The sequence below is a fragment of the Streptomyces sp. MST-110588 genome, from assembly GCF_022695595.1.
In the GTDB taxonomy this organism is placed as follows: Bacteria; Actinomycetota; Actinomycetes; order Streptomycetales; family Streptomycetaceae; genus Streptomyces.
Genome location: NZ_CP074380.1, coordinates 1,493,549 through 1,509,950 on the forward strand (window position 1 = coordinate 1,493,549; position 16,402 = coordinate 1,509,950).

Genomic DNA, 16,402 nt, shown 5'->3' on the forward strand with positions numbered 1-16,402 from the left:
CCGGGAACCCCTCCGCCATTTTTCAACAAACTGTTGACGACTGGCCGGGGCCGTTCCTACGCTCCGGCCTGCGGAAGCCGGCTTCCGCTCTCCCGTACGGAAGGTCATCATGCCCGAGCCCACACTGACGACGCGCGTCCTCACCACGGAGTCCGGCGCCCCGGTAGCCGACAACCAGAACTCCGCCACCGCCGGCGTCGGTGGCCCGCTGGTCCTCCAGGACCAGCACCTCCTGGAGAAGCTCGCCCGCTTCAACCGCGAGCGCATCCCGGAGCGGGTGGTGCACGCCCGGGGTTCGGGCGCGTACGGATACTTCGAGGTGACCGACGACGTCACCGGCTTCACCCGCGCCGACTTCCTGAACACTCCCGGCGGGCGGACCGAGGTGTTCGTCCGCTTCTCCACCGTGGCCGACAGCCTGGGCGGCGCGGACGCGGTACGCGACCCGCGCGGCTTCGCGGTCAAGTTCTATACCCGTGAGGGCAATTACGACCTGGTCGGCAACAACACCCCGGTCTTCTTCATCAAGGACCCGCTGAAGTTCCCGGACTTCATCCATTCGCAGAAGCGTGACCCCTTCACCGGCCGGCAGGAGCCGGACAACGTCTGGGACTTCTGGGCGCACTCCCCGAGGCCACCCACCAGGTCACCTGGCTGATGGGCGACCGCGGCATCCCGGCGTCCTACCGGCACATGAACGGCTACGGCTCGCACACCTACCAGTGGACGAACGCGGCGGGCGAGGCTTTCTTCGTCAAGTACCACTTCAAGACCAACCAGGGCATCCGCTGCCTGAGCAGCGACCAGGCCGCGGAGCTGGCCGGCCGGGACCCCAGCAGCCACCAGACGGACCTGCTGCAGTCCATCGAGCGTGGCGTATACCCGTCCTGGACGCTGTACGTGCAGGTCATGCCGGCGCCCGAGGCGGCCGGTTACCGCTTCAACCCCTTCGATCTGACCAAGGTCTGGCCGCACCGCGACCACCCCCTCCAGCGGGTGGGCCGGCTGGTCCTGGACCGCAACCCGGACGATGTCTTCGCCGAGGTCGAACAGGCAGCGTTCTCCCCGAACAACTTCGTGCCGGGCATCGGCCCCTCGCCCGACAAGATGCTCCAGGGCCGGCTGTTCGCGTACGCCGACGCCCAGCGCTACCGCCTGGGCGTCAACCACACCCGGCTCGCGGTGAACGCCCCGAAGGCGACCGAAGCCGCCAACTACGGCCGGGACGGGCTGATGGCCGCCGGCGCCCACGGCCGGCACGCCAAGAACTACGAGCCCAACTCCTACGGCGGCCCGGTGGAGACCGGCCGCCCGCTGTCCGCCCCGCTCGCGGTGTCCGGGCACGTCGGCACCCACGAGGCGCCGGCCCACACCAAGGACGACGACTTCTTCCAGGCCGGTGAGCTCTACCGGCTGATGTCGCAGGAGGAGAAGGACCGTCTGGTGGCCAACATCGCCGGCGGCCTGGCACAGGTCACCCGTGAGGACGTGGTCGAGAAGAACCTCGCCCACTTCCACGCCGCCGACCCCGAGTACGGCGAGCGCGTGGCGGCCAAGGTCCACGAACTGCGCGAGGACTGACGGGAACCGGCCGCCCGCGCGGTCCGTACCGCGTACCGGCCGGGGCGGGCGGGGCGGGCGGCCGGTACGGCTCCAGGAGCGGCGAACCACGGCTCCAGGAACAGCGGACCACGGCCCCGGGCACCGGCCGCTGCTCCGTCCGATGTGACTCTCCGCAGAAATCCACCCCCCGATCGTGCTTCCGTAGGGAAAATGGTCGGCAACGGCAGGCCAATCTGCCACCGCCCGCCCTACCCGCCAGGAGCCGACCATGGCCGACAGCGTGCCGGTGCGCTGCCCGACGTGCCGCCGCGAGAACGCCTTCACCCCGCCCACCTTCCCGTGCGCCTGCGGCGCCCCGTTGACGCTTCCGGTGCTGCGCGGCGGCGTGCCCGTCGAGATCCTGCACCGCACCTGGGAGAGTTCATGGGTGGAGGTGCGCTGTGACTCCTGTGGCCGTCAGGACCAGTGGCCGGCGCCGGAGTCCGGCTGTGTGTGCGGCACGGTCGTACGGATCCCGGTGGTGCCGGTCCCGACCCCGCCGCCCCCGGCCCTCCCCGCCCCCGGCAGCGTCGCGGCCCGTACCTCCGCGCTGTCGCCGGCCGCGCCGCCCCTGCTGCGGCCCGCCTTCCGCCCGGTCACCATCCGTACGGCCCGGGACTGTGTCACCGCCGCCGCCCAGTACTTGAAGTGGCTGGGTTTCACCGATGTCGTACGGGCCCAGGAGCGCACCGCCTGTGGCGTGGACCTGCGCGGACCCGGCGTGGTGGCCCAGGTCGACCCGACGACCCGCTCCACGAACCTGCGGGAGATCGAGTGCGTCTGGCTCAACGGACTCAACGAGTCGGCGATCGCGGTGTTCTTCTCCCTGGCCGGGTACTCCCGTGACGCGCGGGCCCGCGCCGACGAGCTGCACCTGCCGCTGTTCGTCATGGACCTCACCGGCACTCCGCAGCCGGTCAACGACCCGGCCGACGAGCTCATCAGGGTCGGGGCGGGGTGATGCGGGGGAGAGCGCCGGGGCGGGCGGCCTCCCCCGCGCCCGTACGGAAAACTCAGGCGCACCGGCACCACCCCTCCTGAAACCATGACCCCATGGACCACCCTGTGCACATACGTCACGCGTCGGCCGACGAACTCCCCGCGCTGCGCGCCGTCGAACGGGCCGCCGGACAGGCGTTCCGCCCGCTGGGAATGGCGCGGATCGCGGATGACGAGCCGCCCTCCCTGGAGGAACTGCGCCACTACCAGCAGGCGGGCCGGGCCCTGGTCGCCTGCGCGGACCCGGCTCCCGGCGGCGCCCCGCTGGCGTATCTGCTGTGGGAACCGGTCGACGGCGCCGCGCACATCGAGCAGGTCTCGGTCCACCCGGACGGCGCCCGCCGCGGGATCGGGCGGGCGCTGATCGACCGGGCCGAGCGCGACAGCGGGCTTGCGGCGGTCACCCTGACCACCTTCGCGCACGTGCCGTGGAACGCCCCGTACTACGCGCGGATCGGCTTCCGCGAGCTGGCCGAGGACGAGCTCACGCCCGGTCTGCGCGCCATCCGGGTACGGGAGGCGGCGCACGGCCTGGACCGCTGGCCCCGGGTGTGCATGCGCCGTACCGCCTCGGACCGGTAGACCGCCGGGGCATCATGGCACTCATGCTCGATGCGAACGCTCTCAGAACGGCGTGCCTGGACTTCAACGGCGCGTCCGAGGAATTCCCCTTCCCCGGCTCGGAGGTGTCCGCCTTCAAGGTCGGCGGCAAGATCTTCGCCCTCAGTGTGCTGGGCGGCCGGCCGCTGACCGTGAGCCTGAAGTGCGACCCGGAACTCGCCCAGCGGCTGCGCGCCGCACACCCGGAGGTCGTACCGGGCTACCACCTCAACAAACGCCACTGGAACACCGTCTCGCTGGCCGGCGGCCTGACGGACCGCATGGTCCTGGACATGATCGAGGACTCCTACGACCTGGTCGTCGCCTCGCTGCCGCGCGCCCAACGCCTGGCGCTGGACTGGCCGGGCCAGAAATGACCGGCCGGGCCTAGGATGCCGGCTGACCGGCCGGGCCTAGGATCCCGGCGGCCGGGGCGCGGCGGCCTCCGCCTCCTGCGCCCCCTTCGTGCTCTCCGTTCCCTCCGTTCTCTCCGTCCCCCTGTCCAGTTCCCGCGCCAGGCGCTCGCGCAGTTCCACCTTGCGCACCTTGCCGCTGACGGTCATCGGGAAGGCGTCCAGGATGTGGAGATAGCGCGGCACCTTGTAGTGCGCAAGGCGGGAGCGGCAGAAGCGGGCCAGTTCGTCGCGGCTGAGCGTGTCCTGCGGGTCGCGCAGGATGACGCACGCGGCGATCTCCTCGCCGTACTTCTCGTCCGGCACGCCGACCACCTGCACATCGGCGATCTTGGGGTGGGTGTGGAGGAACTCCTCGATCTCCCGGGGGTAGACGTTCTCCCCGCCCCTGATGATCATGTCCTTGATGCGGCCGACGATCCGCAGGTACCCGTCCTCGTTCATGACGGCCAGGTCGCCGGTGTGCATCCAGCGTTCGGCGTCGATGACCTCGTCCGTCCGCTCCGGCTCCTCCCAGTAGCCCAGCATCACGCTGTAGCCGCGGGTGCACAGCTCCCCCGGCTCGCCGCGCGGCACCGTACGGCCGCTGACCGGGTGGACGACCTTGACCTCGATGTGGGGCAGCACTCGTCCGACCGTCGCGGTGCGGTGCTCCAGGTCGTCCTCGCGGCGGGTCTGGGTGGAGACGGGCGAGGTCTCGGTCATGCCGTAGCAGATGGAGACCTCGGACATGTGCATCTCGGACACCACCCGCCGCATCACCTCTTCCGGGCAGGGCGATCCCGCCATGATGCCCGTACGCAGCGACGTCAGGTCGTACGAGGCGAAGCCGGGGTGGTCCAGTTCGGCGATGAACATCGTCGGGACGCCGTACAGGGAGGTGCAGCGCTCGTCCTGGACGGCCTGGAGGGTGGCGGCGGGGTCGAAGGAGGGCGCCGGGATGACGACGCACGCGCCGTGCGAGGTGGCGGCGAGGTTGCCCATGACCATGCCGAAGCAGTGGTAGAAGGGCACCGGCAGACAGATCCGGTCCCGTTCGGTGTAGCCGAGGGTCCGGCCCACCCAGTAGCCGTTGTTGAGGATGTTGTGGTGGGAGAGGGTGGCGCCCTTGGGGAAGCCGGTGGTCCCTGAGGTGTACTGGATGTTGACCGGGTCGTGCGGGGACAGCCGCTCCAGCGCCGCGGCCAGCTTGGCGTGCGGCACGCCCGCCCCGGCCGCCAGCAGCCCGCCCCAGGTCGGGTCGTCGATGTAGATGACGTCGCGCAGTGCCGGGCTCTCCGCGCGGACCTGTTCGATCATCCGGCGGTAGTCACTGGTCTTGTGGGCGGTCGCGGAGACCAGGACCCCTATGGCGGCCTGCTTGAGCACGTACGCCAGCTCGTGCACCCGGTACGCCGGGTTGATGTTGACCATGACGGCGCCGATGCGCGCGGTGGCGTACTGGACCAGCACCCATTCGGGGCAGTTAGGCGCCCAGACCCCGACCCGGTCCCCCTTGCCGACGCCCTTGGCGAGCAGCCCGAGCGCGACCTCGTCCACGGCCCGGCCGAACTCGGCGTACGTCCAGCGCCGCCCGCCGGCCATGTCGACCAGGGCCTCGCGGTCGCCGAACTTTTCGATCGTACGGGCGAGGTCGGCGCCGATGGTGCGGTCGAGCAGCGGCGCCTCCCGCGCTCCGCGCGCGTAGGCCAGGCCCTCCTGCGCCAGGTCGTGCACCACGGGGGCCGGCGGGGTCGATGTCATCGGTGGTCCTCCTGCCGGTGTAACGCTCGTACGGCGCGAGCACCTCACGCGAGTGGGCAACGCCCAGCGCCCCGGTGCGCGGCCCCGGCGCTCAGCCTACCGTCAGCACCGCGGGCCACGGGGAATCACACCGCGAGGAACGTCCACGGGTCGGCAGCCGGCCTGGACGGCGGAAAGCCGCAGGCGCGAGGGCCGGCGTCACAGCGGCGCCTGGGCGGATGAGGACACCGCCTTCGCCAGCGCCTCGTCGTCCACGAGGCCCGCCTTGATGGCCTTGACCACCGCACTCGTACGGTTGGCGGCGTCAAGCTTCAGGAGCACGCTGCTCACCAGGCGTTTGGCGCCGTGCTCGGAGATGCGCAGCCGCCGGCCGATCTGTTTGTTGCTCAGCCCGTGGACCAGCAGCATGAGTGTCTCGGTCTCCCGGCCGGTCAGGCGGGCGGGGCGGTGCCCGGCCGCGGGTACGCCACCGGCCTGGCGGATCAGTTGCCGCCCCACTTCCAGCGGGATCGCCATCTCACCGGCGGCCAACTGGCCCAGTGCCCGCCCCAGTGCCTGGGCCGACAGCTTCCGGCGGACCAGATAGCCGTCGGCGGCGCACACGGCCAGCTCCGCTCCCGTGCCCATCTCGTGTTCTTCGACGATCACCAGCCATCGGCACCGTGGTCCGCCGATCTCTTCCCGCTGCGCCTGAGTGCGCCGGCGCAGCGCGCTGCTCACCACGATCACATCGGGGGCGAACGCCCGTACCGCGGGGGCGAATTCCCTTTCGTCGACGACGAAGGACGCTTCGATGTCGAGCGGGAGAGCGGGAATCAGCGCCTGTAGCCCGAGCCGGAGTATTTCGTCCTCCACGAATAACGCCACCCGAATCCGGGACCGCTCCGACGACTGGTCCGGATGGGCTGGGTGTGCGATTTCCATGAATCCCCGTATCTCCGGCCGGTGGACCTCCGTATGCATCGGGACGCTACTCAGCGGACAAGCACGTGTCAACACATTCACTTTAGTTGACAACCAAATGCCGTATCGGCCACGGAATACCCGACTCCACTTCCGGGAAATAGGGGCGGCCGAGGCCCGGCTTCAGAGCCCCTCGGGGCCCGTGGAATGAGCGCCGGCCCCGCCTTTTGGAACGTGCGGACACGAAAGGCCGCGGGCATCGTCCCCACCGGAGAGTTTGCGCATCTCGCGCACCATACCGAGCAGCGCGTCGAGCGTCGCGTCGGACAGTCCTTGCGCCTGAACGGCCAGCGTTCGCACCCGTTCGTCGTCGAGCGCCGCGGCCAGCTCCAGTTCCCCGCCCAGCCGCCCGGAGACCTCCTCGTTGAGAAAGTACTCCGGTGGCACTTTGAAGTACTCGGCCAGTACGTCCAGTTGCTCCAGCGTGACATTCCGCTTCCGGCCCGTCGCCAGCTCCCAGAGATACGTACCCGAGATGCTGCCGCCGGTCGCTTCACGGATGTCCCGGGCGATCCTTCCGTAACCCGGGCGCCCGGGTCCGTCCGGGAAGCGGGCCGCGATCAGGCCGCTCAGCCGCTGTGCGAACTTCCTCTGCAAAAGACGGCGCGTCGCGGCGGACATCGGCTCATTTCTGGTCATGTGCCGTCCTTGAGAAGGTGACGGGAGTCCTTGCCCGCTGTACGTCGGCTCATCCACTTATCAAGGTGTACGGCAGCCCGTGTTCCGCACATACCCGCCGCAGTTCTTCCGGCGACACGCGCGCCCGGCCCGGAAAGGGCATCGGGCCGGCCGAGTGCACGAACACCGCCCGCCGCGCGACCCGGCGTACCTCGGAGACCAGCATGTCCAGCAGGCCGACGCGCGGCCCGGCCGCGGGATGCGCCAGCCAGCGCCATACGTCGCCGACCACCACCAGGTCCAGGGAGTCCTCGGGCAGCGGAATGATGATGCCGGCGCACGACCAGAGGCTGTCCGTGGAGACGGCCGCCTCGGAGAACAGGGTCACCTGGCCGAAACGACCGGCGTCCGTGACCTTGCCGCCGATGAGCAGCGAGGAGGGGGCGTCGCCGGCTGCCGCCTCCCGCGGTACGTCCGGCAGCCGCGCGCAGCCGTCCCCCAAGGCGTTGAGATAGGGAAGCAGTTCCTCCATACGGTGCAGATGGAGCAGTACGGGGTCGCCTGGCGTCTCGTTCCGGTTGGAGTAGCGTTCCACTTCCAGTGCCAGGCTCCGGTGAGCGGTGTAGGACTTCCACCACCCGGCGAAATCGGCCGCCGCCAGCTCTTCGGCGGGCTTGCGCGGGTGGGGGTAATGAATTCCCCAGCCGTCCTGGACGAAATGGAAGCTCTTTCCGGCGATATGGAGGCGGTAGGCCAGGTCGCTGTCCTCGTACCCGTAGGTACGGGACGCGTCGAAGCCGCCGGCCTCCATATAGGCGGACCGTTCCAGCGACAAATTGCCCGACCACCCCCATACCCACGGCATCCGCAGGTCCGTCAGCGCGGGCAATCGCCATCTGACGTCCGCCATCTCGCGGTTCTCTTCGATCGCGCCGGTGGATTCGTCCACGGAAAGACGGGCGAGCAGCCGGGCCCAGTCGTCCCCCTGTTCGGTGCCCGGGGAATGGCCGTGGCACATCCCCACGCCGATACGGCCCGCTCCCGCACGGTGGAAGGCCAGATGGGCGGCGACGTACCCGGACGGGACGAGAATCCCGCAGTCCAGGAAGGCGATCACCGGGCTCGTGGCGAGCCGGCTCCCCTCGTCACGGGCCCGTGAGGGGGACTTGGGCTCGGCCGTGGAGACATGCAGCTCAAGGTCCAGCAGGTCGCGGTAGCGGGAGCAGACCTGGTCCGTCCCGTCCTGCGAATCGTCGTCCATGACCAGCACCTTGAAGTTCCGGTGGCTCTGTCCGGCCAGCGTCCCCAGGGTGAGGTCGAGCATGCCGGCATGCTGATAACTGGGGATCACCACGGTCAGGTCGGGTGCGGGCACGGAACGGCTCCTTGGTTCGGCGAGGGGACATCGAAGGGGCGGGCAGCGCTCATATGAAGCTGCCGACCGAGGCGGCCGAGCGGCGTTCGTGGTCGAGCACCTCGCGCAGTCCCTCCTCCAGCGGGGTACGGGGCCAGGGGCCGATGACGCCGCGCAGCCGGCTGCTGTCCGCCCGGAGGCGGAGCACCTCTACACCGTGCGGGCGCAGCCGGGACTCGTCCGTCTCGAACACCACGTGCCGGCCGGAGAGTTCGCTGAGCAGGTCGGCGACCTCTTTGATCGAGACGCTGACGTCGGACCCGATGTTGAACGTCTGTCCGACCACCCGGTCCGCGGGTGCCAGCCCGATGCGCTGCATCGCCTCCACGGTGTCCTGGACGAAGTTGAAGTCCCGTGAGGCCGAGGTGTTGCCCACACGGACCACGTCCTGGTGCACGATCTGGTGGGCGAGGCTGGGGATCACCGCCCGCCGGCTCTGCCCGGGCCCGTAGAGGTTGAAGGGCCGTACGGTGACGACGGGCGCCCCGAAGGCGCGGTGGAAGCTCTCGCAGACCTTCTCGACGGCGATCTTCGAGGCGGAGTAGGGCGACTGGGCCACCAGCGGGTGGTCCTCGGTGATCTGCTCGGTCTGCGCCGTGCCGTAGACCTCCGAGGTCGACACCACGATCATGCGGCCGACTCCCATCCGCTGGGCCGTGGTCAGCACACGGCAGGTGCCCAGCGTGTTGACGCTCAGGTAGGCGCCGGGGTCCTGGCGGCTGTACGGCACCGAGACCAGCGCGCCGAGGTGGTAGACGGCATCCGCGCCCTCCAGGAGTGGCGGCAGTCCCGCCTCGTCGCGCAGGTCGCCCCGGTGGATCTCCAGCCGTTCGTGCTCACCGAAACCGGAGAGCCGGCCGATCCCGCCGTCCGACCGGTAGCGTACAAAGGCGCGTACGTGCGCTCCGGCGTCCAGCAGGCGGCGCGTCAGCCTGCTGCCGAAGAACCCGGCGGCACCGGTGACCGCCACGGTCCGCCCCTCCCACGACGGTCCGGGCCGCTGGTCCCGCTCGTCCTGCTGGTCCTGCTCGTCGGCGGTGGTGTGTGCGTTCATGGACGTACCTGTTCTCTTGAGTGTCGGGCGGGTGGAGCGGACGGGCCGGCGGGTGGTGCGGTGGTCGGGCCGGCGGGCGTGGCGCCGTATTGCAGACAGCGGCGGTAGCCGTCTTCCGTGCCGAGGTCGAACCACGCGCCGCCGAGCAGCCGGTGCGTGCCGACTTTCAGGCCCGCTTTCATGCAGCGCCGGATGAGGTCGGGCATGTCGTCGGGCCCCTCTCCCGGGACTTGGGCGCGCGCCCTGGATCCCAAGACGTAAATACCGGCACTGACCCGGAATTCCAGCGACGGCTTCTCGTCGACGGTGACCAGGCGGGAGCGGTCGTCGCTGTGCAGCACCCCGTAGGGGACGGTGACCGGGTAATCGGTGGTGGCAACCGTGAAATCGTTGCCTTCGTCGTGGTGCCTGTGGATGAGTTCTCTGAGATCGGCCGTGGTGAGCACGTCCCCGTTCATCACGAGCAGGGTTCCCGGTCCCGTGCGGATACGGCTGAGGGGGCCCGCCGTTCCCAGGTCACCGGTGTCCGTGTGGAAGCACAGCCTCATCTGCTCGGTGAGCTGCGGGCGGCCGTCCGCATAAGCCCGTACGAGATCCGCCTGGTGCCCGAGCAGCAGATGGGTCCGGGTGATTCCCAGGCCGGCGAGCTGACCGACGAGGACGTCCAGCATGGCCCGGTCGCCGACCGGCACCAGTACCTTGGGCAGCACATTCGTGATGGGTGCGAGCCGCTTCCCATATCCTCCGGCAACAATCACACCCGCGCAGTCGAACTGCATGGCAATCCTCGCTCCGTTTGCTTCACAGGGATGTGGCGATTGCTTCACAGGGATGTGGCGATCTCATCGGCCGTGACGAATTCATGACCGCGGGCGGCGAGTTGCCCGATGATCCCGGGAAGGGCCGCGACGGTCTGCGACCGGTCGCCGCCACCGTCGTGCATCAGCACGATCGAGCCGTTGCGGGTCTGCTCGACGACGGCCCCGGCGATGGCCTCGGCGCCGGGCACGGCCCAGTCGCAGGGGTCGTTGTCCCACAGCACCGTGGTCATCCCCCGGTCCGCGAGCCACCGCAGCACCTCTGGGGTACGTGACCCGTACGGCGGGCGCAGCAGACGGGGCTCGGTGCCGGTGACCCGGCGCACGGCCCGGTTCGTGGCGTCGATCTGGAAGTCGAGCTCGGCGCGCGTGAGATCGGGAAGGTAGGGGTGGGACCAGGTGTGGTTCCCGATGTGGTGCCCCTGGGCCGCGATGCGTTCCAGGACTTCCGGGTGGGCGTCGGCGTGCAGCCCCACGCAGAAGAAGGTCGCCGGCACCTGATGGACCCGCAGCACGTCCAGGATTTCCCCGGTGTACGGCGGGCAGGGCCCGTCGTCGAAGGTCAGCGCCACCTTGGGGGCCGAGGCCGGGCCGCGTCGGACGTACAGGCCCCTGCGGGCCAGTTCGCGCTCGGCCGGAGCGCACTCCTCGATGTGCCGCTCCATTTCCCCGGCCCGCCCGGCCAGCGTCCCGGTCCGTGTGGTGAGCCGTACCAGGGCGTCCTGGGAGGCGAGCGCGTGCCGTGCGAGGTCGCCCGCGCCGACCGACGCATCGTGCGGCCGGCGCGGCAGCAGCCACGGGTCGGCCCGGAAGACCGGCAGCCCGGCGGCCAGCAGCGGCCCGTCGAGCAGACCGTTGGTGCTCTCCACGACGGCGGCGACCTCCTCCCCGCCGGACGCCGCGAGGTCCTTCAGCCGGGCGATGAGCCGGTCGACCTGGCCCGCGCCGACGCGCCACGGCGTAAGGCCGCCTCCGCCGGTGTGTACGCAGACCACCTCGTAGCCGCGCGCGTCCCATGCGAGGGCAGCGATCCACATGAGACCTCCTGGGCTCCTACCGGCCGGGCCCGCGCCGGCCGCTCCGTACGAGGAGTGAGCCTCGCGGACCGGCCGGCGCCGCGGAAGATCTGCTCGCGCGCCCATGCGGGGTAACCGATCGGCCAGGTCCGCACGTCGCACGACCGGTCCCGGCGACGGTGCGGCGACGCGGCAGCCAGGAGCGCGGCAGCCAGGAGGACGGTGACGCGGCAGCCGGGAGCGCGGTGGCCGGAAGGGCGGAGTACCGGTCAGTTGATCTGCCGGTCCGCATCGGACCAGTAGGGCCGGCGGAGCTTGAACTTCTGGATCTTCCCGGTCGCCGTGCGCGGGATGGCGTCGCGGAACTCGACGGTCGTCGGCGCCTTGTAGCCGGCGATGCGCTGCTTGCAGTGGGCGATGATGTCGGCCTCCTGTGCCGTGGCCCCTTCGGCGAGGACGACGAGGGCCTTGACCGTCTCGCCCCACTTCTCGTGCGGCACGCCGATGACGGCGACCTCGGCGACCGCCGGGTGGCTGAAGATCGTGTCCTCGACCTCGATCGAGGAGACGTTCTCGCCGCCGGTGATGATCACGTCCTTCTTCCGGTCGGAGATCGTCAGGTGGCCGTCGGCGTCGTCGATGACGCCGCCGTCACCGGTGTGGAACCAGCCGTCCTCCAGAGCCGCCGCGGTTTCCTCCGGCTTGTCCCAGTAGCCGTCGAGTACGACGTTGGCGCGGGCCAGCACCTCGCCGGACCCGGAGACCCTGAGTTTGACGCCGAGTGCGGGCAGCCCCGCGCGGGAGAGCTTGCGCGCCCGCTCCGCGGCGGGCAGCCGGGTGTCGGCGGGCCGGGTCCGGTTGAAGGTGAGCAGCGGGGAGGTCTCGGTCAGACCGTAGATCTGGGTGAACTCCCAGCCCAGTTCCTCCTCCACCCGCTGGATCATCTTGCTCGGCGGCGGGGCGCCCGCGCACACGATGCGGACCCGGTCCCGGCCCGGGATGCCGCCTTCCCAGGTGGCCGCCGCGTCCAGGACCGCGTTCCACACGGCGGGGGCACCGCACATGAGCGTGACGCCGTGCTCCTCGACGCGGCGCAGGATCTCCGCGCCGTCGACCTTGCGCAGCACCACCTGTTTGACGCCGAGCCCGGCCATCACGTACGGCATGCCCCAGCCGTTGCAGTGGAACATCGGCAGCGTGTGGAGGTACACGTCGCCCTCCCACGCGCGGGTGTGCAGCCCGAAGGTGACACCGTTGACCCAGATGTTGCGGTGGGTCAGCCGCACCCCCTTGGGGCGGGCCGTGGTGCCCGAGGTGTAGTTGATCGTCGCGGTGGCGTCCTCGTCCGGGTCCGACCAGGGGCGCGGCTCGGTGCCGAACCGCATCAGCTCGGTCTCGGTCTGCTCCCCGAGGACGAAACGGTGGTCCGCCTTGACGCCGGACAGCGCGTCCTCGAGCTCCGGATCGACGAGCAGGACCGAGGAGCCGCTCTGCCGCACCACGTACGCGACCTCCTCGGGCTTGAGGCGGAAGTTGACCGGCACACAGATCCGGCCGCTCATCGGCACCGCGAACAACAGCTCCAGCAGCCGCGCGGAGTTGTGGCTGACCACCGCCACCCGCGCGCCCTCCCCGACGCCGAGCGCGTCCAGGCCCGCCTGCCAGGCCCGGACCCGCTCACCGAGCCGGCCGTAAGTCGCCACGGGCACCGGCGGGCCGGGCTGGTGCGGTTCGTCGACCACGCCGGCGCAGGAGGAGAAACCCAGCTCCGCCCGGTCGAGGAAGTCCGCGATCGTCATCGGTGTCCGCATGCTCTCTCCCTGTTCGCTCTCGGCCGGGCGCGTGGTGTTCCGTGCCGGCCGTACGTTCTTTCCGTTGCCGCACCGCTTCCCGCCATCGTGTAATCAGTGACGCAGGTCTCACCACCCCCGAACGGGGGGAAGCGGAGGTTTCGGGGTGCGGGACGAGGACGGGCCGGGCGGCTCGGTGGAGGTACGGGCGGCCCTGTCGCGGCTGCGCCGGGGCAGCGGGCTGCCGGTGGCGTTCGGCGGTCTGTCGGCCGGTACGGGGCGCTATCGCATCAGCGAGCTGTCCGGTACGGCCACGGCCGTGCTGCGGGGCCTGAGCATTCATCACGGCACCGGGCTGGGCGGCAAGGCCGCCGCGCTGACCCGGCCGTTCGCGGTCACCGACTACCACTCCTCCGCCGTGATCAGCCACGAGTACGACGCGGCGGTGACGGCCGAGGGGCTGCGGTCGGTGCTCGCGGTGCCCGTGGTCGTACGCCGCCGGGTGCGCGGAATCCTGTACGGGGCGCTGCGCCGGCCGCTGCAGCTCGGCGACCGGGCGCTGACGGCCGCGATGGAGGCGGCCCGTGAACTCGAACAGGCGCTGCTGCTCCAGGACGAGGCGCAGCGGCTGCTGTCGGTCGCCCGGCAGCCGACCGCCGCGGACCCGGCGATGTGGGAGGAGGTCCGCGAGGCACACGGTGACCTGCGGGCGCTCGCCCGGCGGATCACCGACCCGCTGCTGCGCCAGGAGGTGCTGGCGGTGTGCGGCCGAATCGCGGCGGCCACCACGCCGGGCCGCGCGGGCACCGGCGTACGGGACGGTGCCGGCGTACGGGACGGCGTCGGCGTCGGCGTACGGGACGGTGCCGGCCTGTACGGCAGCGCCGGCCTGCGGGGCGGTGCTGCCGTACAGGGCGGGCGGCTGTCCCCGCGCGAGGTGGACGTCCTGGCGTGCGTGGCGTCCGGTGCGACCAACGCGGAAGTGGCCGAGCGGCTGGGCCTGCGGCCGGAGACGGTCAAGAGCTATCTGCGCTCGGCCATGCGCAAGCTCGGCGCCCGTACCAGGCTCCAGGCGGTGGTGGCGGCCCGCCGGACGGGCCTGCTGCCGTAAAGAGCGCGTGCCTGTGTGGCTCCTCCCGCTCCGGGTGGAGAGGATCCACCCCCGGGTGCGTCGAAGGGTCCACCCGGGAGTCGGACCGGCGCAGGAGGCGACGGCGGCGGACGGCGGGAAGAGTGGTGATCGTCCACCAACCCGGCCGACCGCCCGCACGGCACGTACCCGTGCGCCCGTACGCGTCGGCGGATCAAAGAAGGGCCTGCGATGAAATCCGCGACGAAGGCTTCGTACGAGCGGGGACGCCGCCCACGGCGCACCACCGTTCCCGCCGTGACCCTCCCCGCCGTGATCTGCGCCGCCGCCGTGGCCGGCACGCTGCTGGTCCCGGTCCCGGCGCGGGCCGACGCCCCGCCCGCGCCCGTCCTGCGGGCGCCGCAGGGCACGGTCGTGCTGCCCAACCTGGACGACGACGCGCGGCGCTGCCGGCTGCTCCCCGGCGACCTCGACCGGCTGGAGGTGGCCGTGGACGAGCGGCTGGCCGCCTGCCACGACGCCGCCGACGAGGTCGTCAACGGCCCCGGCGACCTCAAGGACCTCACTCCGGTGCGGGTGGCGGCGATGCGGGTGGGCCGTGAGGCGTCCGGCCGCGTCTTCGTCCCCGCCGCGCAGCGCCCGTACGTACGGGTCTTCGTCGAACGCGGGGGGCGGTGGGTCTCGCTGGGGAGCGACGGGCGGCTCGGCGGCGCGGAGCTGCGGCACGGGGCGCGGCTGGCCGTCGAAGGGCGCGACATCGTGCGCGACCCACGGCGCTGGGACGGCCGGCTGACGCTCTCGCTGTCCGTGACGGACCGGGGCCGCACCAGTGGTACGGAGCTGGCGCTGCGTATCGCGCCCGTCCTGCTCCAGAACGATCTGCAACGGGCACAGCACGTCTTCGCCGCCGCTCCCGGCCCCGGGACGGGCCAGCCGGCCGAGGTTCCCGCCTCCCATCGCCGGCCCGGCCAGTGGCGGCAGTTCGCCGACTCGCTGCGCACAGCGACCCGGGCGGCCGGGCTCGGGGAGGGCCGGCTGCGCTTCCAGCGCGGCACCGCGCAGTGGTGGCGGGACATCTGGCGGCAGGACATCGCCGAGCCCGCGTACGTCAGCAGGCCGACCCCCGACGGCCCGCAGACCCTGCGCATCCTGTTGCGCTCCCCCAACTACTGGAAGTCCGCCGACGGGAAGTCCGCCAGCCTGCGCCGGGCGGGACGGCTGCTCTTCCGCGACCTGCGCGGCCCGGACGTGGGCATCGTCCAGCAGTACACGACCCGGCGCGGGCCCGGTGTGGACGAGCTGCTGAACTTCACCGGTAACATCGAGTCGCTGCCGCCGTACAAGGGATTCCCGCAGGGCCGGATCGTCTACGGCAGCACCCCGCAGCGCCGCCCCGACCCCTCCTTCGTCCGGATGCTGCGCGCCCAGGGCAAGCAGCCGCCGGTGGTGCTCGACACGTCCTGGCTGGTGGTCGGGCACGCGGACGAGACGGTACATGTCGTACGGGCCGACAACGCGCGCGGCTGGACGCTGGCCGTCTCCGACCCCCGGCTGGCGATCGGCCTGCTCAAGCGGGCCCGGGACGCGGGCCAGGGCGGACAGCGGCTGTTCGCCGGCACGGTGGCCGAGCACAAGCCGACCGTCGAGGAGTTCTTGCGCCAGGACGCCGCCACCGGCGACAGCGCGGACGCCGCCCGGCACATCGACGGCCAACTGAAGGTGCTGCTGCGTGCCACCGGTCTGAAGGCGACGGAGATCGTACGGCTGCCGACGCTGTATGTGCGGCTCGACCCGGGCGGCGGCCTCCCGCGCCGCCATCTGGCCTTCTCCCCCGCCCTCGTCAACGGACTCTCGCTGACGTCCCGCGACTTCGCCGCCCCCGACCCGCACGGCCCGCGACTGGCCGGCCGCGACCTGTTCCGGGAAGAGGCCGAACGCCAACTGACCGCGAACGGCGTACGGGTGCACTGGGTGGAGAACTTCTCCTGGGCCCACCTGGGCGGCGGCGAGGTGCACTGCGCGACCAACGCACTGCGCGAGATCCCGTGACCGCCGTGACCGCAGCGCGTACGGCGCGGCGCGGCACCGGACGCGGGGCGGTGGACGCCGGCGCGTATGAAGGCAGCGCGTATGAAGGCGGCGGGCCGGCCGGAAGGTTTCCGGCCGGCCCCGCCCTTGCGCACCGCGCCGACGGCGTACGGGCCGCCTCGGCGGCGTGCGTACGGCGTCATCGGCGTACGCACGGGTGCCGGTGGCGGGCGTACGGTGCCGGTGGCGGGCGC

Annotated in this window: 13 protein-coding genes and 1 pseudogene; 6 read left to right on the plus strand and 8 right to left on the minus strand. The window is 71.4% G+C overall.

Annotation, left to right across the window (positions count from 1 at the left end):
• Nucleotides 1-124 precede the first annotated feature (124 nt).
• From KGS77_RS06700 to KGS77_RS06715, 4 genes and pseudogenes are all read left to right on the plus strand, one after another.
• Nucleotides 125-1,581 (plus strand): annotated as a pseudogene (locus KGS77_RS06700) (catalase).
• A 250-nt stretch (nucleotides 1,582-1,831) separates the two neighbouring features.
• Nucleotides 1,832-2,563, plus strand: a complete 732-nt coding sequence (locus KGS77_RS06705) for a hypothetical protein (protein ID WP_242579417.1) — start codon at nucleotides 1,832-1,834, stop codon at nucleotides 2,561-2,563.
• A gap of 92 nt (nucleotides 2,564-2,655) precedes the next feature.
• Nucleotides 2,656-3,183: a GNAT family N-acetyltransferase gene (locus KGS77_RS06710; protein WP_242579418.1), complete on the plus strand. Its 528-nt coding sequence runs from the start codon at nucleotides 2,656-2,658 to the stop codon at nucleotides 3,181-3,183.
• A gap of 23 nt (nucleotides 3,184-3,206) precedes the next feature.
• A complete protein-coding gene (locus KGS77_RS06715; RefSeq protein ID WP_242579419.1) occupies nucleotides 3,207-3,578 on the plus strand; it encodes an MmcQ/YjbR family DNA-binding protein in 372 nt (123 codons plus the stop codon).
• A 36-nt stretch (nucleotides 3,579-3,614) separates the two neighbouring features.
• On the opposite strand, the gene KGS77_RS06720 is transcribed toward KGS77_RS06715, so the two are convergent.
• The 8 genes from KGS77_RS06720 to KGS77_RS06755 form a co-directional block, all read right to left on the minus strand.
• Complete coding sequence (locus KGS77_RS06720; RefSeq protein ID WP_242579421.1) at nucleotides 3,615-5,357, minus strand: AMP-binding protein; 1,743 nt, start codon at nucleotides 5,355-5,357, stop codon at nucleotides 3,615-3,617.
• A 198-nt stretch (nucleotides 5,358-5,555) separates the two neighbouring features.
• A complete protein-coding gene (locus KGS77_RS06725; protein ID WP_242579423.1) occupies nucleotides 5,556-6,212 on the minus strand; it encodes a LuxR C-terminal-related transcriptional regulator in 657 nt (218 codons plus the stop codon).
• A gap of 231 nt (nucleotides 6,213-6,443) precedes the next feature.
• On the minus strand, nucleotides 6,444-6,959 hold the full coding sequence (locus tag KGS77_RS06730; RefSeq protein ID WP_242579425.1) for a hypothetical protein: 516 nt from the start codon (nucleotides 6,957-6,959) through the stop codon (nucleotides 6,444-6,446).
• A 49-nt stretch (nucleotides 6,960-7,008) separates the two neighbouring features.
• Nucleotides 7,009-8,313, minus strand: coding sequence for a glycosyltransferase family A protein (locus tag KGS77_RS06735; protein WP_242579427.1), 1,305 nt, complete (start codon nucleotides 8,311-8,313; stop codon nucleotides 7,009-7,011).
• 49 nt (nucleotides 8,314-8,362) lie between these two features.
• Nucleotides 8,363-9,406: a GDP-mannose 4,6-dehydratase gene (locus KGS77_RS06740; RefSeq protein WP_242579429.1), complete on the minus strand. Its 1,044-nt coding sequence runs from the start codon at nucleotides 9,404-9,406 to the stop codon at nucleotides 8,363-8,365.
• Nucleotides 9,403-10,185 carry a sugar phosphate nucleotidyltransferase gene (locus KGS77_RS06745; protein ID WP_277994195.1) on the minus strand — a complete coding sequence of 261 codons (783 nt, stop codon included), beginning with the start codon at nucleotides 10,183-10,185 and terminating at the stop codon, nucleotides 9,403-9,405. The genes KGS77_RS06740 and KGS77_RS06745 overlap by 4 nt, the downstream gene beginning before the upstream one ends.
• A 44-nt stretch (nucleotides 10,186-10,229) precedes the next feature.
• Nucleotides 10,230-11,261 (minus strand): polysaccharide deacetylase family protein, encoded by a 1,032-nt coding sequence (locus KGS77_RS06750; RefSeq protein ID WP_242579433.1) that lies wholly within the window; start codon nucleotides 11,259-11,261, stop codon nucleotides 10,230-10,232.
• Nucleotides 11,262-11,509: 248 nt separating this feature from the next.
• Complete coding sequence (locus KGS77_RS06755) at nucleotides 11,510-13,051, minus strand: AMP-binding protein (RefSeq protein WP_242579434.1); 1,542 nt, start codon at nucleotides 13,049-13,051, stop codon at nucleotides 11,510-11,512.
• Between the two features lie 145 nt (nucleotides 13,052-13,196).
• Here KGS77_RS06755 and KGS77_RS06760 point away from each other — a divergent pair, with 145 nt between their 5' ends.
• Complete coding sequence (locus tag KGS77_RS06760) at nucleotides 13,197-14,141, plus strand: helix-turn-helix transcriptional regulator (protein ID WP_242579436.1); 945 nt, start codon at nucleotides 13,197-13,199, stop codon at nucleotides 14,139-14,141.
• A gap of 210 nt (nucleotides 14,142-14,351) precedes the next feature.
• Nucleotides 14,352-16,169, plus strand: coding sequence for a protein-arginine deiminase domain-containing protein (locus KGS77_RS06765; RefSeq protein WP_242579447.1), 1,818 nt, complete (start codon nucleotides 14,352-14,354; stop codon nucleotides 16,167-16,169).
• Nucleotides 16,170-16,402 lie beyond the last annotated feature (233 nt).